18 protein-coding genes and 2 pseudogenes are annotated in these 21,220 nt (G+C 39.3%); 19 read left to right on the forward strand and 1 reads right to left on the reverse strand.

What is annotated here, in order from left to right; translation table 11 throughout:
- The first annotated feature begins 309 nt into the window (after positions 1-309).
- The 12 genes and pseudogenes from HT678_RS05645 (at position 310) to ciaH (ending at position 10,800) form a co-directional block, all read left to right on the forward strand.
- On the forward strand, positions 310-630 hold the full coding sequence (locus tag HT678_RS05645) for a PadR family transcriptional regulator (RefSeq protein ID WP_000665417.1): 321 nt from the start codon (positions 310-312) through the stop codon (positions 628-630).
- Positions 631-633: 3 nt separating this feature from the next.
- Positions 634-1,449 (forward strand): hypothetical protein, encoded by an 816-nt coding sequence (locus HT678_RS05650; RefSeq protein WP_101514548.1) that lies wholly within the window; start codon positions 634-636, stop codon positions 1,447-1,449.
- A gap of 74 nt (positions 1,450-1,523) precedes the next feature.
- On the forward strand, positions 1,524-2,450 hold the full coding sequence (locus tag HT678_RS05655; RefSeq protein WP_101514549.1) for an aldo/keto reductase family oxidoreductase: 927 nt from the start codon (positions 1,524-1,526) through the stop codon (positions 2,448-2,450).
- 95 nt (positions 2,451-2,545) lie between these two features.
- Complete coding sequence (locus HT678_RS05660; protein WP_000141921.1) at positions 2,546-2,782, forward strand: DUF2829 domain-containing protein; 237 nt, start codon at positions 2,546-2,548, stop codon at positions 2,780-2,782.
- A complete protein-coding gene (locus HT678_RS05665; RefSeq protein WP_050111889.1) occupies positions 2,775-3,473 on the forward strand; it encodes a 3-oxoacyl-ACP reductase in 699 nt (232 codons plus the stop codon). The genes HT678_RS05660 and HT678_RS05665 overlap by 8 nt, the downstream gene beginning before the upstream one ends.
- Before the next feature lie 10 nt (positions 3,474-3,483).
- Positions 3,484-3,963 (forward strand): NUDIX hydrolase, encoded by a 480-nt coding sequence (locus HT678_RS05670; RefSeq protein WP_172924679.1) that lies wholly within the window; start codon positions 3,484-3,486, stop codon positions 3,961-3,963.
- 7 nt (positions 3,964-3,970) lie between these two features.
- Positions 3,971-4,699 carry a GNAT family N-acetyltransferase gene (locus tag HT678_RS05675; RefSeq protein WP_000418693.1) on the forward strand — a complete coding sequence of 243 codons (729 nt, stop codon included), beginning with the start codon at positions 3,971-3,973 and terminating at the stop codon, positions 4,697-4,699.
- Positions 4,700-4,740: 41 nt separating this feature from the next.
- Positions 4,741-5,610, forward strand: a pseudogene (locus HT678_RS05680) (putative PEP-binding protein).
- A pseudogene (locus HT678_RS05685) lies at positions 5,585-6,024 on the forward strand (ASCH domain-containing protein). The pseudogenes HT678_RS05680 and HT678_RS05685 overlap by 26 nt, the downstream one beginning before the upstream one ends.
- 122 nt (positions 6,025-6,146) lie before the next feature.
- Entirely contained in the window at positions 6,147-8,693 is a 2,547-nt protein-coding gene (locus HT678_RS05690) for a M1 family metallopeptidase (RefSeq protein WP_001149095.1), read from the forward strand.
- Positions 8,694-8,801: 108 nt separating this feature from the next.
- The gene (ciaR, locus tag HT678_RS05695) at positions 8,802-9,476 is read left to right on the forward strand and encodes a two-component system response regulator CiaR (RefSeq protein WP_172924680.1); all 675 of its coding nucleotides are present in this window, start codon (positions 8,802-8,804) and stop codon (positions 9,474-9,476) included.
- Positions 9,466-10,800 carry a two-component system sensor histidine kinase CiaH gene (ciaH, locus tag HT678_RS05700; protein WP_101514552.1) on the forward strand — a complete coding sequence of 445 codons (1,335 nt, stop codon included), beginning with the start codon at positions 9,466-9,468 and terminating at the stop codon, positions 10,798-10,800. The genes ciaR and ciaH overlap by 11 nt, the downstream gene beginning before the upstream one ends.
- Before the next feature lie 169 nt (positions 10,801-10,969).
- Here ciaH and HT678_RS05705 read toward each other — a convergent pair whose 3' ends face one another.
- Complete coding sequence (locus HT678_RS05705) at positions 10,970-11,257, reverse strand: DUF3270 domain-containing protein (protein WP_023933508.1); 288 nt, start codon at positions 11,255-11,257, stop codon at positions 10,970-10,972.
- Positions 11,258-11,396: 139 nt separating this feature from the next.
- Between HT678_RS05705 and HT678_RS05710 the strand changes: the two genes are divergently transcribed.
- The 7 genes from HT678_RS05710 to ezrA all read left to right on the forward strand — a co-directional run bounded on the left by HT678_RS05710 (position 11,397) and on the right by ezrA (position 21,219).
- Entirely contained in the window at positions 11,397-12,326 is a 930-nt protein-coding gene (locus tag HT678_RS05710) for a peptidase U32 family protein (protein ID WP_050223418.1), read from the forward strand.
- 199 nt (positions 12,327-12,525) lie between these two features.
- Positions 12,526-14,976 carry a bifunctional DnaQ family exonuclease/ATP-dependent helicase gene (locus HT678_RS05715; RefSeq protein ID WP_101514450.1) on the forward strand — a complete coding sequence of 817 codons (2,451 nt, stop codon included), beginning with the start codon at positions 12,526-12,528 and terminating at the stop codon, positions 14,974-14,976.
- 36 nt (positions 14,977-15,012) lie between these two features.
- Positions 15,013-16,236 (forward strand): FtsW/RodA/SpoVE family cell cycle protein, encoded by a 1,224-nt coding sequence (locus HT678_RS05720; RefSeq protein WP_050208451.1) that lies wholly within the window; start codon positions 15,013-15,015, stop codon positions 16,234-16,236.
- A 10-nt stretch (positions 16,237-16,246) separates the two neighbouring features.
- A complete protein-coding gene (locus HT678_RS05725) occupies positions 16,247-16,801 on the forward strand; it encodes a DJ-1 family glyoxalase III (protein WP_023938224.1) in 555 nt (184 codons plus the stop codon).
- Between the two features lie 84 nt (positions 16,802-16,885).
- Positions 16,886-17,449: an HAD family hydrolase gene (locus HT678_RS05730; RefSeq protein ID WP_031222428.1), complete on the forward strand. Its 564-nt coding sequence runs from the start codon at positions 16,886-16,888 to the stop codon at positions 17,447-17,449.
- A 14-nt stretch (positions 17,450-17,463) separates the two neighbouring features.
- Positions 17,464-19,410: a DNA topoisomerase (ATP-hydrolyzing) subunit B gene (gyrB, locus tag HT678_RS05735; RefSeq protein WP_050208456.1), complete on the forward strand. Its 1,947-nt coding sequence runs from the start codon at positions 17,464-17,466 to the stop codon at positions 19,408-19,410.
- A gap of 81 nt (positions 19,411-19,491) precedes the next feature.
- On the forward strand, positions 19,492-21,219 hold the full coding sequence (gene ezrA / locus HT678_RS05740; RefSeq protein ID WP_000064834.1) for a septation ring formation regulator EzrA: 1,728 nt from the start codon (positions 19,492-19,494) through the stop codon (positions 21,217-21,219).
- The last annotated feature ends 1 nt before the right edge of the window (position 21,220 follow it).

A 21,220-nucleotide genomic window follows, 5' to 3' on the forward strand; every position in this document is an offset into this window, starting at 1 on the left:
TACTAAAGGCTTGTCTATCAGCTCTTTCCACCACTTTTTCATGTCATACTCCTTCATTTATAATCTTATACTCAATGAAAATCAAAGAGCAAACTAGAAAGCTAGCCGCAAGCTGCTCAAAACACTGTTTTGAGGTTGTAGATAAGACTGACGAAGTCAGTCACATATATACGGTAAGGCGACGCTGACGTGGTTTGAAGAGATTTTCGAAGAGTATTAACTATTATGCTTTACAAACTAGTGTGGAAGTGGTATACTATAGCTGAAGCTACTAGTAGGTATTACAAAATAGATTAGAAGGGAGAAGGGATGAAAGAAACTCAACTGTTAAAAGGTGTTCTTGAAGGTTGTGTCTTGGATATGATTGGTCAAAAAGAGCGGTATGGTTATGAGTTGGTTCAGACTTTGCGAGAGGCTGAATTTGATACTATCGTTCCAGGAACTATTTATCCTTTGTTGCAAAAGCTAGAAAAAAATCAATGGATAAGAGGCGACATGCGCCCGTCGCCAGATGGTCCAGATCGGAAGTATTTTTCGTTAACCAAAGAAGGAGAAGAGCGTGTCTCGGTCTTTTGGCAACAATGGGACGATTTGAGTCAAAAAGTAGAAGGGATTAAGAATGGGGGTTAAACCATGAAGAAAATGAAGTATTATGAAGAAACAAACAATTTGTTGCATGAGTTTTCTGAGGACAATCAGCAGTATTTTGAGGAACTGTGGGATAGTTTTAATCTTGCTGGATTTCTCTATGATGAAGACTATCTCAGAGAGCAGATCTATTTGATGATGCTAGATTTCTCAGAAGCAGAACGAGATGGCATGAGTGCAGAGGATTATTTAGGTAAGAATCCTAAAAAAATAATGAAAGAGATTCTCAAGGAAGCACCACACAGTTCTATCAAGGAGTCCCTTTTAACACCAATTTTTGTCCTAGTGGTATTACGTTACTATCATCTACTGGGTGATTTTTCTAAAGGTCCTCTCTTAACAGTCAATTTGCTTACTTTTTTAGGGCAACTTCTTCTTTTTCTGATTGGATTTGGACTTGTGGCCACAATCTTACGTTGGGGCTTAGTCCAAGATTCTCCTAAAATGAAAATTGGCACCTATATTGTCGTTGGGATTCTTGTCCTTCTAGTTGTTCTGGGATATGTAGGAATAGGAAGTTTTGTACAAGAAGGAGCATTTTATCTTCCTGCTCCCTGGGATAGTTTCCTTGTCTTTACGCTTTCTCTAGTCATCAGTATTTGGAATTGGAAAGAAGCTGTCTTTCGTCCCTTTGTCAGTATGATTGTTGCCCATCTTGTGGTGGGTTCTCTGCTCCGTTATTATGAGTGGATGGGCATTTCAAATGTTTTCCTCACAAAGATTATTCCTTTAGCTGTTCTTTTTATTGGCATTTTTTTCTTGTTCCGTGGGTTTAAGAAGATAAAATGGAGTGAAATATAGCCAAAAAGCCGTTGCAAAGCGGTTTTTTGTTATAATGAAGGAAAGAATGTTAGAAATTAAAGGAGAAAAATTTGATGAGATACATAACTCTTGGTCAAGATGACAAAGAATTATCAGAAATTGTTTTCGGAATGATGAGAATAAAAGATAAGTCTGTCAAAGAAGTTGAAGAGCTTGTAGAAACAGCACTTTCTGTTGGAATCAATGCTTTTGACTTGGCTGATATATATGGTCGTGGTCGTTGTGAAGAACTGTTAGGTCTTGTCCTAAAAAATCGTCCAGATTTAAGAGAAAAGATGTGGATTCAGTCCAAATGTGGCATTCGCATTGAAGAATTTACCTATTTTGATTTTTCTAAGGACTATATTATAAAATCAGTTGACGGTATTTTGCAAAGATTGAAGATTGATCATCTAGATAGCTTGCTTCTTCATCGACCAGATGCTTTGATGGAATCTGACCCAGTAGCAGAAGCCTTTGATCTCCTTTATAAACAAGGTAAGGTTCGAGATTTTGGAGTTTCTAATCAAAATCCTATGATGATGGAGTTGCTTAAAAAAGATGTTAAGCAGCCGTTAGCTGTTAATCAGCTACAATTGAGTGCGGCTTTTACTCCAGGATTCGAATCAGCTTTTCATGTTAATATGGAAGATAGTCAAGCAGCTATGCGAGATGGCAGCATTTTTGAATATTGCCAATTACACGATGTGGTCATTCAAGCATGGTCAGTCTTGCAGTTCGGGTATTTTAAAGGGAATTTTGTTGGAAATGAGAAATTTCAAGCTTTAAATCAAGTACTTGATCGTTTAGCTATTAAATATGGAGTAACCTCTTCAACTATTGCCATTTCTTGGATATTGCGTTATCCAGCAAAAATGCAGGCAGTCGTAGGTACAACAAATCCTAAGCACTTGAGAGAAGTTAGCCGAGCGGCAAACTTTAGCTTAACAAGAAAAGAATGGTATGAAATTTATCTTGCTGCAGGGAATAATTTGCCGTAAGTAGTAGCAGGTTTGAATAACTCACATTCAAAAAGCCGTATAAAGCGGTTTTTTGCTATAATTAAATGAAGAATGTAGAATTAAAGGAGAAAAACATGACATTTGAAGAGATCCTGCCTGGGTTAAAGGCTAAGAGAAAATATGTACGAACTGGTTGGGGAGGTGCGGAAAACTATGTCCAACTCTTTGATACCATCGAGCAAAATGGGCTTGCACTTGAAATGACACCTTATTTCCTAATCAACGTTTCTGGCGAAGGAGAAGGTTTTTCCATGTGGAGCCCGACAGTTTGTGATGTTTTGGCAACGGATTGGGTAGAAGTGCATGACTAAACGTGTACTCATTACAGGAGTGAGTTCAGGGATCGGATTGGCTCAAGCTCGCCTCTTTTTAGAGAAGGGCTATCAAGTTTATGGAGTTGACCAAGGTGAAAAGCCACTCTTAGAGGGTGATTTTCACTTTTTACAGAGAGATTTGACCTTGGACTTGGAACCTATTTTTGACTGGTGCCCTCAGGTGGATGTTTTGTGTAATACTGCTGGAGTTTTGGATCATTACAAACCACTGTTGGAACAAACGGCGCAGGACATTCAAGAGATTTTTGAAATCAACTACATTATTCCAGTAGAGTTGACTCGATATTATTTGACACAAATGCTGGAAAATAAAAAGGGAATCATCATCAATATATGTTCCATTGCTTCTAGCCTAGCAGGTGGAGGTGGTCACGCCTATACTTCATCCAAGCATGCCTTGGCTGGCTTCACCAAGCAGTTGGCTCTAGACTATGCTGAAGCTGGGATTCAGGTCTTTGGTATCGCTCCAGGAGCAGTCAAGACAGCTATGACCGCTGCGGATTTTGAACCAGGTGGTTTGGCTGACTGGGTGGCTAGTGAAACCCCAATCAAGCGCTGGATTGAGCCAGAGGAAATAGCAGAGCTTAGTCTTTTTTTAGCAAGTGGAAAAGCGAGCGCCATGCAAGGACAAATCTTGACAATAGATGGTGGCTGGTCTTTGAAGTAGGAGGAGTTGGATGGAAATCAAAAAACACTTTGGAGTCTACGCTGTTTGCTTAGAAAATGGGAAGTTACTCTGCATTGAAAAAACGAGAGGCCCTTATCAACATCGGTATGATCTACCTGGAGGCAGTCAGCAACTTGGTGAAGGACTGACGGAAACGCTGACTAGAGAAGTTATGGAAGAGACGGGATTTACTGTTAGAAGCTACTCTAATCCTCGAATCTACGATGTTTTCGTCAGAGAAGAGTTAACAAATTTTATGGTTCACCATGTCATGGCCTTGTATGATGTTGAAATGAATGAGAGTGCACCTCAAGTTACGACTTCGGAAGCTGTGTCTGATGGTGCGAATGATTCACTTGGATATATTTGGATGGATATTCAAGAGATTACAGAAGAAAATGCATCGCCATTAGTCTCGAAGGTTAAGTCTGAATTATTAGGATTTCCAGAACTGGACAAGACTTCTTACATGAATTGGAAGGTGAAGTAGAGGGATAATGGAACTATTTAAAACATGGAAGAAAAATATGGTTCTCTATGGTCTTAAATCTCAAATTGGAACTGTCTACCGAAACAATGATAGGACAACAAGCTTTTATGATGTTGGGAATTTTCTATACCTAGCAGGGGAGTTGGATTCCAGATTTTGGGAAGATTTTGTTAGAAAATATGGTTTAGATTATAAGATTATTATTTCAGAAAATACTAATTGGCAAGATTTTCTGCATCGAAAAGTGGGGCTAAATTCTTTTACTCGCTATTCTTTTAAAGATAAGGCAAATTTTCAAGTTGAATTTTTAAATAATCTAGTTACTCATTTAGAGGAAGGTTACAATATTGTGCCTATTGATAATCATATTTATAACTGCTTTTCTACGGAAGAATGGTCACAGGATTTACAGGGGGATTTTGAGTCCTATCAGGATTTTGTTTTAAAAGGTGGATTTGGCTTTGTGATTCTTAAAAATAATGAACTGATTGCTGGGATTTCCTCAGGGTTAGTTTACCGTAAAGCAGTTGAAGTGGAAGTTGCAACTAGACCAAACGAACAAGGGAATGGATTTGCTAAAAAGCTTGGTGCTGCAATGATTCTAGAGAGTTTAAATAGAGATATGTTTCCACTTTGGGATGCTCATAATGAGGCTTCCAAAAAAGTAGCAGAATTTTTAGGATATGAGTTATCTGAACCTTATGAATCTTTTGAACTAGAGGAAATTTTGAGATAATTATATATGATATTGTATCTTTTAAGACGAGGTGAATGGCTATGAAAAATCAACTTGCCCTTAGTGGCGAAAAAATTCTTGAAAAAGTTTACCCCTAATTATTTCACCACGTCGGCATGATTCGTGGGGAATATTTGTTGAGAGAGCTTAATCAAAACATCATATTAGCAAGTTGTCAGCAATTTGTAAAAGATTATCTAGAGACTATCTGCTCCCTGTACTCAGATGAAGAAGTTTGGTATCGTTTTACTGAATTAACGAATACAGAAGCCAATTGTTTAGTGGGGACTAAAGAGTTTTTTGACGAAGGGCATCCCTTGTTTGGCTATAGAGGAACTAGGCGTTTACTGGCGTGTTTGGATGAATTTCAGGCTGAAGCACATGTCGTTACAGAAGTTTATCAAACCAACTCCAATCTATCTCTTATCTTTCCTTTTGTCAATGATGCCGACCAATTAAAACAAGCTATTACAGTATTGCGTCAGTATGGCTTTACTGGGAAAGTCGGAACGATGATTGAATTACCGTCAGCGTATTTTGACTTATCTAGTATACTGGAAACGGGCATTTCAAAGATTGTAGTTGGAATGAATGATTTGACTTCCTTTGTTTTTGCGACTATGAGAAACAGTCAATGGCATGATATGGAAAGTCCAATAATGTTAGATATGCTAAGAGATATGCAGGATAAAGCAAGAAAGAACAAGATTGATTTTGCTGTAGCAGGCTATCTGAATACTTCTTTCATACAAAAAATGAATCAGTTGGGGATCAAGTGCATTATCCACTACAGTTCTATTCCAGAGATTTTTGATTTAGAGATTGACCATCCAGATCATCTTAAACACATAAAAGAAGAAAGTAAAAAATTACAAAGGAGTACCCATGATACCGCAAGAAATGTGGAATAAATACAAGCAAATCAATCCTTTGATCGGAGATGAAATCGATGCTTTGGCTTTTGGAGTTGAACCAGATCTTTTAGCGGATTTGGTGTTTAAAGGAAAAAGGACAGAACAGCATCAGCCTATGACCTCTATGTACTAGAAGACGAACCACTTCCCCAAGTAGGGACCTTCGATATCATTTTAGATAGTCAAAATCAGTCTGTCTGCATTGTCGAAATTACAAAGGTTTCTGTTGAACTCTTCAATCAAGTTTCTGCGCAACATGCCTTTAAGGAAGGTGAGGGAGACAAATCACTTGCCTATTGGCGCCAGGTTCATGAGGATTTTTTCAGAGACTGCTTGGGTGAAGCAGGATTGACTTTTACACCTGAAAGCAAGGTTGTTTTAGAAGAATTTCGCAAGGTCTACCCACTGTAGACTATTAGAAGGAAGAAAGTTTTGGAAATCGCTGTCCAATCCTTTTTTCTCAAGCAAAATATGATATAATAAGTTTGTTTGAAGAAGAGCAGCAGCTCTTAAACTTAGAATAGGAGAAAACTATGCAAGCAGTTGAACATTTTATTAAGCAATTTGTTCCTGAACATTATGATTTATTTTTAGATTTGAGTCGTGAGACCAAGACTTTTTCTGGGAAAGTGACCATCACTGGTCAAGCACAGAGTGACTGCATCTCCCTCCACCAAAAAGATTTGGAAATCACCTCTGTAGAAGTTGCAGGTCAAGCTCGTCCATTTACAGTTGACCATGACAATGAAGCCCTTCATATCGAATTGGCTGAGGCTGGTCAAGTTGAATTGGTTCTTGCCTTTTCTGGTAAAATTACAGACAACATGACAGGGATTTACCCTTCTTATTATACAGTTGATGGAGTCAAGAAGGAGGTCTTGTCTACTCAGTTCGAGAGCCATTTTGCGCGCGAAGCTTTCCCATGTGTGGATGAGCCTGAAGCCAAAGCAACTTTTGACCTCTCTCTTCGCTTTGACCAAGCAGAAGGTGAATTGGCCTTGTCAAACATGCCAGAAATCGATGTTGAAAACCGTAAGGAAACAGGTATCTGGAAGTTTGAGACAACACCTCGCATGTCTTCTTACTTGTTGGCCTTTGTTGCTGGTGATTTGCAAGGGGTGACCGCTAAAACTAAAAATGGTACCCTGGTAGGTGTCTACTCAACCAAAGCACATCCACTTTCAAATCTTGATTTCTCACTGGATATCGCTGTTCGCTCTATCGAGTTTTACGAAGATTACTATGGAGTTAAGTACCCAATTCCTCAATCTCTCCACATCGCCCTTCCTGACTTCTCAGCTGGTGCTATGGAAAACTGGGGTCTGGTGACCTACCGTGAAGTTTACTTGGTTGTCGATGAGAACTCTACATTTGCTAGCCGTCAACAAGTTGCCCTTGTTGTGGCCCATGAATTGGCTCACCAATGGTTTGGGAACCTCGTGACTATGAAATGGTGGGATGACCTTTGGCTCAATGAAAGTTTCGCTAATATGATGGAATACGTCTGTGTGGATACCATCGAACCAAGCTGGAATATCTTTGAAGATTTCCAAACAGGTGGAGTACCTCTTGCTCTTGAACGTGACGCTACTGATGGCGTTCAGTCTGTCCACGTCGAAGTTAAACATCCAGATGAAATCAATACACTCTTTGACGGCGCTATCGTCTATGCCAAAGGAAGCCGTCTCATGCACATGCTTCGCCGTTGGCTAGGAGATGCTGATTTTGCTAAAGGTTTGCACGCCTACTTTGAAAAACACCAATACAGCAACACCATTGGTAGTGACCTTTGGGATGCCCTTGGTCAAGCGTCAGGACGTGATGTCGCAGCCTTCATGGATTCTTGGTTGGAACAGCCTGGTTACCCAGTTCTTACTGTCAAAGTTGAAAATGATGTCTTGAAGATTTCACAAAAACAATTCTTCATCGGTGAGAACGAAGACAAGAACCGTCTCTGGGTGGTGCCACTCAATAGCAACTGGAAAGGCTTGCCTGATACACTCGAAACTGAAAGTATCGAAATCCCTGGCTACGCAGCTCTTCTTGCTGAAAATGAAGGAGCTCTTCGTCTCAACACTGAAAATACTGCCCACTATATTACCGACTATCAAGGAGACTTGTTAGAAGCTGTTCTTGCTGAGCTAGAGACACTTGATAACACAAGCAAACTGCAAATTGTTCAAGAACGTCGTTTGTTGGCTGAGGCAGGGCACATTTCTTATGCAGACTTGCTTCCAGTTCTTGATAAACTTGCTAAGGAAGAGTCTTATCTGGTGGTTTCAGCTGTTTCTCAAGTGATTTCAGCCCTTGAGCGCTTTATTGATGAAGGAACGGATGCTGAAACAGCCTTCAAAGGACTGGTTGCTAAATTGGCTCGTCATAATTATGACCGTCTTGGTTTTGAAGCTAAAGACGGAGAATCAGATGAGGATGAATTGGTTCGTCAGCTGGCTGTTTCGATGATGATTCGCTCAAATGATGCAGAAGCTAGTCAAGTCGCTAGCCAAATCTTCGCAACACACAAGGAGAATCTTGCAGGACTCCCAGCAGCTATTCGCTCACAAGTTCTGATTAATGAGATGAAACATCATGAGACTAAAGACTTGTTAGCACTTTATCTTGATACTTATACTCACGCAACAGATGCTGTCTTTAAACGCCAGTTGGCAGCAGCTCTTGCATACAGTACAGATGCGGATAATATCCAAAACTTGATTGCTGCTTGGAAGGACAAATTTGTGGTCAAACCACAGGACTTGTCTGCTTGGTATTACCAATTCCTAGCTCATCAAGCAACTCAGAAAACAGCTTGGTCTTGGGCGCGTGAAAACTGGGCTTGGATTAAGGCAGCCCTTGGTGGAGATATGAGCTTTGATAGCTTTGTTATCCTTCCTGCTCATGTATTTAAGACTCAGCAACGCTTGGCAGAGTACAAGGAATTCTTTGAGCCACAACTTTCTGACCTTGCTCTTAGCCGTAACATCGGCATGGGAATCAAGGAAATTGCAGCGCGTGTTGACTTGATTAACCGTGAAAAAGCTGCAGTCGAAGCAGTTGTTCTTCAATACGGAAATGCATAAATAAGCCTAAAATAAAAAGAAAACTCAGCTATCTCATGTAAAATGCAGAGAGTTGAGTTTTTTTTAAGGCAAATTTGGTATAATGGTTTTAATAAGGAGGAGTTTCTCATGATAAAAATCTTATTGGTTGAGGATGACCTAGGTCTGTCAAATTCAGTATTTGACTTTTTAGACGATTTTGTGGATGTTATGCAGGTATTTGATGGTGAAGAAGGTCTCTACGAAGCTGAAAGTGGTGTCTATGACTTGATTTTGCTCGATTTGATGTTGCCAGAAAAAAATGGTTTCCAAGTCTTAAAAGAATTGCGTGAAAAGGGAATTACGACACCAGTTCTGATCATGACCGCCAAGGAAAGTTTGGATGACAAGGGACATGGATTTGAACTGGGAGCGGATGATTATCTGACCAAGCCTTTCTACCTAGAAGAACTCAAAATGCGGATTCAGGCCCTTCTCAAACGTTCAGGCAAGTTTAATGAAAATACGCTATCTTATGGAGATATTCTCATCAATTTATCAACAAATACCGTTAAGGTTGAAGATACTCCAGTCGAATTGCTGGGGAAAGAGTTCGATTTACTAGTTTATTTCCTTCAAAATCAAAATGTGATTTTGCCTAAGACGCAGATTTTTGACCGTTTATGGGGATTTGATAGTGATACAACGATTTCGGTTGTCGAAGTCTATGTTTCAAAAGTCCGTAAGAAATTAAAGGGAACCACTTTTGCAGAGAATTTGCAAACCTTGCGTAGTGTTGGGTATCTTTTAAAAGATGTTCAGTAAACTTAAAAAAACATGGTATGCGGATGACTTTAGTTATTTTATCCGCAACTTCGGTGTCTTCACCCTGATTTTTTCTACAATGACTCTGATTATTTTACAAGTCATGCATTCGAGTCTTTATACTTCGGTGGACGATAAGCTTCATGGACTGAGTGAAAATCCTCAAGCAGTTATTCAGCTGGCTATAAATAGGGCAACAGAAGAGATTAAAGATTTAGAAAATGCTAGGGCGGACGCTAGTAAAGTAGAAATAAAACCTAATGTCAGTTCCAATACGGAAGTCATTCTCTTTGATAAAGACTTTACTCAACTTCTTTCTGGAAATCGATTTTTGGGCTTGGATAAGATTAAGTTAGAAAAGAAAGAACTAGGACATATCTACCAGATTCAGGTTTTTAATAGCTATGGGCAGGAAGAAATCTATCGTGTGATTTTGATGGAGACCAATATTAGTTCGGTTTCAACCAATATCAAGTATGCTGCTGTCTTGATTAATACCAGTCAGTTGGAGCAGGCTAGTCAAAAGCATGAGCAATTGATTGTGGTCGTGATGGCTAGTTTCTGGATTTTGTCTTTACTTGCCAGTCTCTATCTAGCTAGGGTCAGTGTTAGGCCCCTGCTTGAGAGTGTGCAGAAGCAACAGTCTTTTGTGGAAAATGCCAGTCATGAGTTACGAACTCCACTCGCAGTTTTGCAAAATCGCTTAGAGACCCTTTTTCGTAAGCCAGAAGCTACCATTATGGATGTGAGTGAAAGCATTGCATCGAGTTTGGAAGAAGTCCGAAATATGCGTTTTTTAACGACAAGCTTGCTGAACTTAGCTCGGAGAGATGATGGGATTAAGCCAGAGCTTGCAGAAGTTCCAACTAGCTTTTTTAATACAACTTTCACAAACTATGAGATGATTGCTTCGGAAAATAATCGTGTCTTCCGTTTTGAAAATCGTATCCATCGAACAATTGTCACAGATCAGCTTCTTCTGAAACAACTGATGACCATTCTTTTCGATAATGCCGTCAAGTATACTGAGGAGGATGGTGAAATTGATTTTCTTATCTCGGCGACCGATCGCAATCTTTATTTACTTGTTTCTGATAATGGAATCGGTATTTCGACAGAAGATAAAAAGAAAATTTTTGACCGTTTTTATCGAGTAGACAAGGCTAGAACCCGGCAAAAAGGTGGTTTTGGTTTAGGATTATCCCTAGCCAAGCAAATTGTAGATGCTCTAAAAGGAACTGTTACTGTCAAAGATAATAAACCCAAGGGAACAATCTTTGAAGTGAAGATTGCCATTCAGACACCATCTAAAAAGAAAAAATAAAAAGAGTCTGGGGCAAAAGTCTAACCTTAAATATAAAAAGCGAACAAAACAAGTTATCTGACACTCAGAATTCTGTTTTGTTCGCTTTTTTGTCTAATCTATCGATTTTAAAAACTTATAATAAAGAATTCCTAAAATCAAAATCCTTTTGTCCCAGACTCTTTTGGATTTATTTTCTACGTTTTCGTTTGATAATAGACCGTTGAACTTTTAAAACAAGTAAGCTGGATCCGATTGCTGCGGCAAAGGCAAGAGCAGTTGATAATTTTAATGCTAAAAAGATAAAACTAAAGATAGCAATACAGATACAAAAAACAGCGATATTAACAAAAAATAAAATTTCTTTGAGATTGCTATCAGCTTGTGCTTCAGGTGCATAAGCTTGATAATGAGGAAGTTGCTGGTTTAATTCTTCTTGATAGTCTACCTCATAGGATTGTAATTTTCTTACGGGCATGATTCTCTCCTTAACAGTACATACCTATTTTATCATTTTTTCGGCAGAGAATTATTACAGAAAGGTTACAAAAAGAATAAAGTCCCTTTTCATTTTCAAAGCATGGCTGATTTGCTAGAAATGTGGTATAGTTTTTCCTATGGAAAAGATTATCATTACAGCAACTGCTGAAAGTATTGAACAAGTCGAACAACTACTCGAAGCTGGCGTAGACCGTATCTATGTCGGTGAGAAAGATTTTGGCCTTCGTCTGCCAACAACCTTTAGTCATGACCAATTGCGTGAAATCGCTAAGTTGGTTCATGATGCTGGTAAGGAATTGCTCGTTGCGGTCAATGCTCTCATGCACCAAGATATGATGGACCGTATCAAGCCTTTCTTAGACTTCTTGGAAGAAATCAAGACAGACTATATTACGATTGGGGATGCAGGCGTCTTTTACGTAGTTAACCGCGATGGTTATTCATTTAAGACCATCTACGATGCTTCAACCATGGTAACTAGCAGTCGTCAGATTAACTTCTGGGGACAAAAGGCTGGCGCATCTGAGGCTGTTTTGGCGCGTGAAATTCCATCAGCTGAACTTTTCAAAATGCCAGAGATTTTGGAAATTCCTGCTGAAGTTTTGGTTTACGGTGCTAGCGTCATCCATCATTCTAAACGTCCACTCTTGCAAAACTACTATAACTTTACACATATCGATGATGAAAAGACGCATAAACGTGACCTCTTCTTGGCTGAGCCAAGTGATCCAGAGAGCCACTATTCCATTTTTGAAGATAATCATGGGACCCATATCTTTGCCAACAATGACCTTGATTTGATGATCAAATTAACAGAATTGGTGGAGCATGGCTTTACTCACTGGAAATTAGAAGGTCTCTATACACCTGGTCAGAACTTTGTTGAGATTGCAAAACTCTTTATCCAAGCGCGTAGCTTGATCCAAGAGGGCAACTTTAGTCATGACCAAGCCTTCTTGCTGGATGAAGAAGTGCGCAAGTTACATCCTAAAAACCGTTTCCTTGATACAGGATTTTATGATTACGATCCTGACATGGTTAAATAAAGTAAATGATTCGTTGAGAGAAGGAAGATGCAAATATTTCTTCTCTCAATTTTTCTTATTCTCCAATATTTTCAAAAAAATCAGCAGGCTAGGATGCTCTGTTTGCTGGGATTTTTAACACAAGTAACCTTCTTGAGTTTGAAAATTATCACATGTTTGCAGGTGCCAAATGGCCCTTTTTTTGGTATAATTTTTTATAATGAAAACGATTGGTAATCGCTATGTTGTGGTGGATTTAGAGGCAACTAGCACAGGTAGTAAGGCTAAAATTATCCAAGTGGGAATTGTCGTGATTGAGGACGGAAAAATCGTTGATCACTATACGACGGATGTCAATCCACATGAACCCTTGGATGCTCATATCAAAGAACTGACAGGATTGACAGACCAACGTCTGGCGCAAGCACCTGATTTTTCGCAAGTTGCTAGAAAAATCTTTGACTTGGTAGAGGATGGGATTTTTGTAGCCCACAATGTTCAGTTTGATGCCAATCTTTTGGCGGAAAATTTATTTTTTGAAGGTTATGAGCTAAGAAATCCTCGTGTTGATACGGTCGAATTGGCTCAGGTCTTTTTCCCTGAACTGGAAAAATATAGTTTGCCGATATTGTGCCGAGAATTAGGAATTCCTCTTAAACACGCACACACAGCCCTTTCAGATGCCCAAGCTACAGCAGAATTACTTCTTTTTTTACGGGAAAAGATGACCCAGCTTCCTAAAGGACTCTTGGAACGCTTGCTGGAAATGGCTGACGCCCTCCTATATGAGTCCTACCTGGTTATTGAAGAAATTTATCGCAGCCAATCTATTCTGAGTTCTTCAGATTTGGTCCAAGTTCAAGGACTGTATTTCAAGAAAACTGCAGATCCCATGGAGTCACGAAAACTATCTCAAGATTTTTCTAAAAATATTTCTCTGTTGAATCTTGAAGTGAGGGAGGAGCAAGAGAGTTTTGCTAAAGAAGTCGGTTTGTTATTGAAGGATGAGCCTATATCATTAATTCAAGCGCCGACAGGAATTGGGAAAACATATGGCTATCTCTTACCCGCTTTGTCCCAAGTGGAAAATCGTCAGATTGTCCTTAGCGTTCCGACAAAGATTCTTCAAAATCAAATCATGGAAGAAGAAGGTAAACGTCTCAAGGAAGTGTTCCATATAGATATTCGTAGTTTAAAGGGGCCTCAAAATTATTTGAAGTTGGATGCCTTTTATCGTTCCTTGCAGGAAAATGATGAAAATCGCTTATTTAGACGCTTTAAAATGCAAGTCTTGGTCTGGCTGACAGAGACAGAAACGGGGGATTTGGATGAAATTGGTCAACTCTACCGTTACCAACATTTTCTAACAGATCTTCGTCATGACGGGAATTTATCATCTCAAAGCTTATTTGTGACGGAAGATTTTTGGAAACGTAGTCAAGAAAGAGCACAAACCTGCAAGCTTTTAGTGACCAATCATGCCTATCTTGTAACCAGACTTGAAGATAATCCTGAATTTGTCAGTGACCGTTTACTGATTATCGATGAAGTTCAAAAAGTTTTGTTGGCTTTAGAAAATCTGCTTCAAGAGACCTACGATATCCAGTCTATTATCGATTTGCTTGATAAGGCCTTACTGGAGGAGCAAAATAAGGTCCAGCAACGAATACTAGAAAGTATTCGCTTTGAGTGCTTCTACTTGATAGAACAATTTCAGTCTGGTAAATCTAGGAAAAATATCTTAGATTCTCTAGCCAATCTCCATCAGTATTTTTTAGAATTAGAAGTAGAAGGCTTTGAGGAGCTGGTCCGCTATTTTACAGCTGACCGAGATTACTGGCTTGAAGCAACTGAAACGAGTCAAAAGAAAATTCAGATTTCTTCTACAAAATCTGGCCGTATTCTTCTGTCCTCTTTAATACCTGAGAGTTGTCAAGTCTTGGGAGTGTCGGCTACTCTTGAGATTAGTCAGAGAGTTTCTTTGGCAGACCTGTTAGGCTATCCTGAAGCCAAATTTCTTAAGATTGAAGCTCGTAGAAAACAGGACCAAGAAGTGGTCTTGGTCAAAGATTTCCCTCTGGTGACAGAAACTTCCTTAGAAGTCTATGCCAAAGAGGTAGCTGATTTACTAGTGGAAATTCAAGCTTTCCAGCAACCGATTTTGGTTCTCTTTACCGCTAAAGATATGCTTCTAGCAGTTTCAGACATACTTCCTGTAAGCCATCTGGCTCAGTATAAAAATGGGGATGTTCATCAGCTAAAGAAGCGCTTTGAAAAAGGAGAACAACAAATCTTGCTTGGTGCAGCAAGTTTCTGGGAGGGAGTTGATTTTTCAAGTCATCCTTTTGTGATTCAAGTTGTACCAAGACTTCCTTTCCAAAATCCCCAAGAGCCCTTGACGAAAAAGATCAATCAGGAACTAATTCAAGAAGGGAAAAATGCCTTTTATGATTATCAATTGCCAATGGCCATTATTCGTTTAAAACAGGCTTTGGGAAGAAGTATGAGACGCGAACACCAACGTTCTTTAACTCTTATTTTGGATAGGAGAATTGTCGGAAAACGATATGGTAAGCAAATAGTGACTTCTCTAGCAAAAGAAGCGACTGTTAAAACCGTCTCTCGATCCGAAGTTGATGAAGCTGTTGATAAATTTTTAAATGAACTTTGATAAATAGTATTGTATGAAAGTATAAGGTTAGTGTATATGAAACGTTCTCTCGACTCAAGAGTCGATTATAGTTTGCTATTGCCAGTATTTTTTCTACTGGTTATTGGCGTGGTGGCTATCTATATAGCTGTTAGTCATGATTATCCAAACAATATTCTGCCCATTTTAGGGCAGCAGGTCGCCTGGATTGCCTTGGGGCTTGTGATTGGTTTTGTGGTCATGCTCTTTAATACAGAATTTCTTTGGAAAGTAACCCCCTTTCTGTATATTTTAGGCTTGGGACTCATGGTCTTGCCAATTGTCTTTTATAATCCAAGCCTAGTTGCATCAACGGGTGCCAAAAACTGGGTATCGGTAAATGGTGTTACCTTGTTCCAGCCGTCAGAATTTATGAAGATATCCTATATCCTCATGTTGGCTCGTGTCATTGTCCAGTTTACCAAAAAACATAAGGAATGGAGACGCACGGTTCCGCTGGACTTTTTGTTAATTTTTTGGATGATTCTCTTTACTATTCCAGTCCTAGTTCTTTTAGCACTTCAAAGTGACTTAGGGACGGCTTTGGTTTTTGTAGCCATTTTCTCAGGAATCGTTTTATTATCAGGGGTTTCTTGGAAAATTATTATCCCAGTATTTGTGACTGCTGTAACAGGAGTTGCTGGTTTCTTAGCCATCTTTATTAGCAAGGACGGACGAGCTTTTCTTCACCAGATTGGAATGCCGACCTACCAAATCAATCGGATTTTGGCTTGGCTCAATCCCTTTGAGTTTGCCCAAACAACGACTTACCAGCAGGCTCAAGGGCAGATTGCCATTGGGAGCGGTGGTTTATTTGGCCAAGGTTTTAATACTTCAAATCTGCTTATTCCAGTTCGTGAGTCAGATATGATTTTCACGGTCATTGCAGAAGATTTTGGCTTTATTGGCTCTGTCCTGGTTATTGTCCTTTACCTCATGTTGATTTACCGTATGTTGAAGATTACTCTCAAATCAAATAACCAGTTCTACACCTATATTTCCACTGGTTTGATTATGATGTTGCTCTTCCACATTTTTGAAAATATCGGTGCTGTAACGGGCTTGCTTCCTTTGACCGGGATTCCACTGCCTTTCATTTCGCAAGGGGGATCGGCTATTATCAGTAATCTGATTGGTGTTGGTTTGCTTTTATCGATGAGTTACCAGACAAATCTAGCTGAAGAAAAGAGCGGAAAAGTTCCATTCAAGCGGAAAAAGCTTGTATTAAAACAAATCAAATAAGGAGAAAATCATGGTAAAAGTAGCAGTTATGTTAGCTCAGGGCTTTGAAGAAATTGAAGCTTTGACAGTTGTAGATGTCTTGCGTCGTTCAAATATTACTTGTGATATGGTTGGTTTTGAAAAGCAAGTAACGGGTTCGCATGCAATCCAAGTAAGAGCAAATCATGTCTTTGATGGAGATTTATCAGACTATGACATGATTGTTCTTCCTGGCGGTATGCCTGGTTCTGCACATTTGCGCGATAATCAGGCCTTGATTCAAGAGTTGCAAAGATTCGAGCAAGAAGGGAAGAAACTAGCAGCCATTTGTGCGGCACCAATTGCCCTCAATCAAGCAGGGGTATTGAAAAACAAGCAGTACACTTGTTATGATGGTGTTCAAGAGCAAATCCTTGATGGTCACTACGTCAAGGAAACAGTAGTGGTAGATGGTCACTTGACAACCAGTCGAGGTCCCTCGACAGCCCTTGCCTTTGCCTACGAGTTGGTAGAGCAACTAGGAGGAGACGCAGAGACTTTACGAACAGGAATGCTCTATCGAGATGTCTTTGGTAAAAATCAGTAAAACGGGAGTTATTCTCTCGTTTTTTATGTGGAAAAATCAGGGAAATCATCGCTTTTTTCATAAAAAAATGCTATAATGAAGGGTATGAAATATCACGATTATATCTGGGATTTAGGTGGAACTTTACTGGATAATTATGAAATTTCAACAGCTGCATTTGTTGAAACATTGGCACTGTATGGCATTATACAAGACCATGACAGTGTCTATCAAGCTTTAAAGGTTTCTACTGATTTGGCGATTGAGACATTCGCTCCCAATTTAGAGAATTTTTTAGAAAAGTACAAGGAAAATGAAGCCAGAGAGCTTGAACACCCGATTTTATTTGAAGGAGTTTTTGACCTATTGGAAGACATTTCAAATCAAGGTGGCCGTCATTTTTTGGTCTCTCATCGAAATAATCAGGTTTTGGAAATTTTAGAAAAAACCTCTATAGCAGCTTATTTTACAGAAGTGGTGACTTCTAGCTCAGGCTTTAAGAGAAAGCCAAATCCCGAGTCCGTGCTTTATTTAAGAAAAAAGTATCAGATTAGCTCAGGTCTTGTCATTGGTGATCGACCGATTGATATCGAAGCAGGTCAAGCTGCAGGACTTGATACCCACTTGTTTACCAGTATCGTGAATTTAAGACAAGTATTAGACATGTAAGAAAAAGGAATAAGATGACAGAAGAAATCAAAAATCTGCAGGCACAGGATTATGATGCCAGTCAAATTCAAGTTTTAGAGGGCTTAGAGGCTGTTCGTATGCGTCCAGGGATGTACATTGGATCAACCTCAAAAGAAGGTCTTCACCATCTAGTCTGGGAAATTGTTGATAACTCAATTGACGAGGCCTTGGCAGGATTTGCCAGCCATATTCAAGTTTTTATTGAGCCAGATGATTCGATTACTGTTGTGGATAATGGGCGTGGTATTCCAGTCGATATTCAGGAAAAAACAGGTCGACCTGCCGTTGAGACTGTCTTTACTGTCCTTCACGCTGGAGGAAAATTTGGCGGTGGCGGATACAAGGTTTCAGGTGGTCTTCACGGCGTGGGGTCGTCAGTTGTTAATGCCCTTTCAACTCAATTAGACGTTCATGTTCACAAAAATGGTAAGATTCATTACCAAGAATACCGTCGTGGTCATGTTGTCGCAGATCTTGAAATAGTTGGAGATACGGATAAAACAGGAACAACGGTTCACTTCACACCGGACCCAAAAATCTTCACTGAAACAACAATCTTTGATTTTGATAAATTAAATAAACGGATTCAAGAGTTGGCCTTTCTAAATCGCGGTCTTCAAATTTCAATTACAGATAAGCGTGAAGGTTTGGAACAAACCAAGCATTATCATTATGAAGGTGGGATTGCTAGTTACGTTGAATATATCAACGAGAACAAGGATGTAATCTTTGATACACCAATCTATACAGACGGTGAGATGGATGATATCACAGTTGAGGTAGCCATGCAGTACACAACTGGTTACCATGAAAATGTCATGAGTTTCGCCAATAATATTCATACCCATGAAGGTGGAACGCATGAACAAGGTTTCCGTACAGCCTTGACACGTGTTATCAACGATTATGCTCGTAAGAATAAGTTACTGAAAGACAATGAAGATAATTTAACTGGGGAAGATGTCCGCGAAGGATTAACTGCAGTTATCTCAGTTAAACACCCAAATCCACAGTTTGAAGGACAAACCAAGACCAAATTGGGAAATAGCGAAGTGGTCAAGATTACCAATCGCCTCTTCAGTGAAGCCTTCTCCGATTTCCTCATGGAAAATCCACAGATTGCCAAGCGTATCGTGGAAAAAGGGATTTTGGCTGCCAAGGCTCGTGTGGCTGCCAAGCGTGCGCGTGAAGTCACTCGTAAAAAATCTGGTTTGGAAATTTCCAACCTTCCAGGGAAACTAGCAGACTGTTCTTCTAACAATCCTGCTGAAACAGAACTCTTCATCGTCGAAGGAGACTCAGCTGGTGGATCAGCCAAATCTGGTCGTAACCGTGAGTTTCAGGCTATCCTTCCAATTCGCGGTAAGATTTTGAACGTTGAAAAAGCAAGTATGGATAAGATTCTAGCTAACGAAGAAATTCGTAGTCTTTTCACAGCCATGGGAACAGGATTTGGCGCAGAATTTGATGTTTCGAAAGCCCGTTACCAAAAACTCGTTTTGATGACCGATGCCGATGTCGATGGAGCCCATATTCGTACCCTTCTTTTAACCTTGATTTATCGTTATATGAAACCAATCCTAGAAGCTGGTTATGTTTATATTGCCCAACCACCAATCTATGGTGTCAAGGTTGGAAGCGAGATTAAAGAATATATCCAGCCGGGTGCAGATCAAGAAATCAAACTCCAAGAAGCTTTAGCCCGTTATAGTGAAGGTCGTACCAAACCGACTATTCAGCGTTATAAGGGGCTAGGTGAAATGGACGATCATCAGCTGTGGGAAACAACCATGGATCCCGAACATCGCTTGATGGCTAGAGTTTCTGTAGATGATGCTGCAGAAGCAGATAAAATCTTTGATATGTTGATGGGGGATCGAGTAGAGCCTCGTCGTGAGTTTATCGAAGAAAATGCTGTCTATAGTACACTTGATGTCTAAAAAATAGGGAGAAGTAGTTCCCTTGGTCTAAAAAATATGATATAATCGTTACGATTGTTTCAAGTAAAAAAGGAGTTTGATATGTCTAATGGACAACTAATTTATTTAATGGTTGCAATTGCAGTCATTTTAGTTCTGGCTTATGTAGTAGCAATCTTTCTACGTAAGCGAAACGAGGGGAGATTAGAGGCGCTAGAAGAAAGAAAAGAAGAACTATACAATCTTCCAGTAAATGATGAAGTAGAAGCTGTAAAAAATATGCACTTGATTGGACAAAGTCAAGTGGCTTTCCGTGAATGGAATCAAAAATGGGTCGATTTATCTCTCAACTCTTTTGCCGATATTGAAAATAATCTCTTTGAAGCAGAAGGCTATAACCATTCATTTCGTTTTCTCAAGGCCAGTCATCAAATTGACCAAATTGAGAGTCAAATTACTTTGATTGAAGAAGATATTGCTGAAATTCGCAATGCTTTGGCAGACTTAGAGAAGCAAGAATCTAAAAATAGTGGTCGTGTTCTTCATGCTTTGGATTTATTTGAGGAACTTCAGCATAGAGTTGCTGAAAATTCAGAACAGTATGGTCAAGCCTTGGATGAAATTGAAAAACAATTAGAAAATATCCAATCTGAATTTTCACAATTTGTAACCTTGAATTCATCGGGTGACCCTGTGGAAGCCGCAGTGATTTTGGATAATACAGAAAATCACATTTTGGCCTTAAGTCATATTGTGGATCGTGTTCCAGCCTTGGTTACGACGCTTTCTACAGAATTGCCAGATCAATTACAGGATTTGGAAGCCGGTTATCGTAAACTAATTGATGCTAATTATCATTTTGTTGAAACGGATATTGAAGCACGTTTCCACTTGCTTTATGAAGCATTCAAGAAAAACCAAGAGAATATTCGCCAGTTGGAATTGGATAATGCCGAATATGAGAATGGACAGGCACAAGAGGAAATCAATGCTTTGTATGATATTTTTACTCGAGAAATTGCTGCTCAGAAAGTAGTGGAGAATCTACTTGCAACTCTTCCAACTTACCTTCAACATATGAAAGAGAATAATACTTTATTGGGAGAAGATATTGCACGTTTGAACAAGACCTATTTACTTCCTGAGACAGCTGCAAGCCATGTTCGTCGTATTCAGACAGAATTAGAGAGTTTTGAGGCAGCTATTGTTGAGGTAACTTCAAATCAAGAAGAACCAACCCAAGCTTATTCAGTTCTTGAAGAAAATCTTGAGGATTTACAAACTCAACTAAAAGATATTGAAGATGAGCAAATTTCAGTTAGTGAGCGCCTGACACAAATTGAGAAAGATGATATCAATGCACGTCAAAAGTCCAATGTTTATGTCAATCGTCTCCATACTATCAAGCGATACATGGAAAAACGCAATCTGCCAGGTATTCCACAAACTTTCTTGAAATTATTCTTTACGGCAAGCAATAATACCGAGGATTTAATGGTTGAGTTAGAACAGAAAATGATTAACATTGAATCTGTTACCCGAGTTCTTGAAATTGCAACGAATGATATGGAAGCTTTAGAAATGGAAACTTATAATATTGTACAATATGCAACCTTAACAGAGCAACTCTTGCAATATTCTAACCGCTATCGCTCATTTGATGAACGCATTCAAGAAGCATTTAACGAAGCTTTAGATATTTTTGAAAAAGAATTTGATTATCACGCTTCATTTGACAAGATTTCTCAAGCATTGGAAGTGGCAGAGCCTGGTGTAACCAATCGCTTTGTTACCTCATATGAGAAAACACGTGAAACGATTCGTTTTTAAA

Origin of the sequence: Streptococcus sp. 3167, from assembly GCF_013277175.1 — a bacterium.
Lineage (GTDB): Bacteria > Bacillota > Bacilli > Lactobacillales > Streptococcaceae > Streptococcus > Streptococcus pseudopneumoniae.

What these genes read in the sequence shown, in the direction of transcription:
- HT678_RS05645 (WP_000665417.1), top strand. Translation starts at nt 310, where the DNA reads ATGAAAGAAACTCAACTGTTAAAAGGTGTTCTTGAAGGTTGTGTCTTG.
- HT678_RS05650 (WP_101514548.1), top strand. Translation starts at nt 634, where the DNA reads ATGAAGAAAATGAAGTATTATGAAGAAACAAACAATTTGTTGCATGAG.
- HT678_RS05655 (WP_101514549.1), top strand. Translation starts at nt 1,524, where the DNA reads ATGAGATACATAACTCTTGGTCAAGATGACAAAGAATTATCAGAAATT.
- HT678_RS05660 (WP_000141921.1), top strand. Translation starts at nt 2,546, where the DNA reads ATGACATTTGAAGAGATCCTGCCTGGGTTAAAGGCTAAGAGAAAATAT.
- HT678_RS05665 (WP_050111889.1), top strand. Translation starts at nt 2,775, where the DNA reads ATGACTAAACGTGTACTCATTACAGGAGTGAGTTCAGGGATCGGATTG.
- HT678_RS05670 (WP_172924679.1), top strand. Translation starts at nt 3,484, where the DNA reads ATGGAAATCAAAAAACACTTTGGAGTCTACGCTGTTTGCTTAGAAAAT.
- HT678_RS05675 (WP_000418693.1), top strand. Translation starts at nt 3,971, where the DNA reads ATGGAACTATTTAAAACATGGAAGAAAAATATGGTTCTCTATGGTCTT.
- HT678_RS05690 (WP_001149095.1), top strand. Translation starts at nt 6,147, where the DNA reads ATGCAAGCAGTTGAACATTTTATTAAGCAATTTGTTCCTGAACATTAT.
- ciaR (WP_172924680.1), top strand. Translation starts at nt 8,802, where the DNA reads ATGATAAAAATCTTATTGGTTGAGGATGACCTAGGTCTGTCAAATTCA.
- ciaH (WP_101514552.1), top strand. Translation starts at nt 9,466, where the DNA reads ATGTTCAGTAAACTTAAAAAAACATGGTATGCGGATGACTTTAGTTAT.
- HT678_RS05705 (WP_023933508.1), bottom strand. Translation starts at nt 11,257, where the DNA reads ATGCCCGTAAGAAAATTACAATCCTATGAGGTAGACTATCAAGAAGAA.
- HT678_RS05710 (WP_050223418.1), top strand. Translation starts at nt 11,397, where the DNA reads ATGGAAAAGATTATCATTACAGCAACTGCTGAAAGTATTGAACAAGTC.
- HT678_RS05715 (WP_101514450.1), top strand. Translation starts at nt 12,526, where the DNA reads ATGAAAACGATTGGTAATCGCTATGTTGTGGTGGATTTAGAGGCAACT.
- HT678_RS05720 (WP_050208451.1), top strand. Translation starts at nt 15,013, where the DNA reads ATGAAACGTTCTCTCGACTCAAGAGTCGATTATAGTTTGCTATTGCCA.
- HT678_RS05725 (WP_023938224.1), top strand. Translation starts at nt 16,247, where the DNA reads ATGGTAAAAGTAGCAGTTATGTTAGCTCAGGGCTTTGAAGAAATTGAA.
- HT678_RS05730 (WP_031222428.1), top strand. Translation starts at nt 16,886, where the DNA reads ATGAAATATCACGATTATATCTGGGATTTAGGTGGAACTTTACTGGAT.
- gyrB (WP_050208456.1), top strand. Translation starts at nt 17,464, where the DNA reads ATGACAGAAGAAATCAAAAATCTGCAGGCACAGGATTATGATGCCAGT.
- ezrA (WP_000064834.1), top strand. Translation starts at nt 19,492, where the DNA reads ATGTCTAATGGACAACTAATTTATTTAATGGTTGCAATTGCAGTCATT.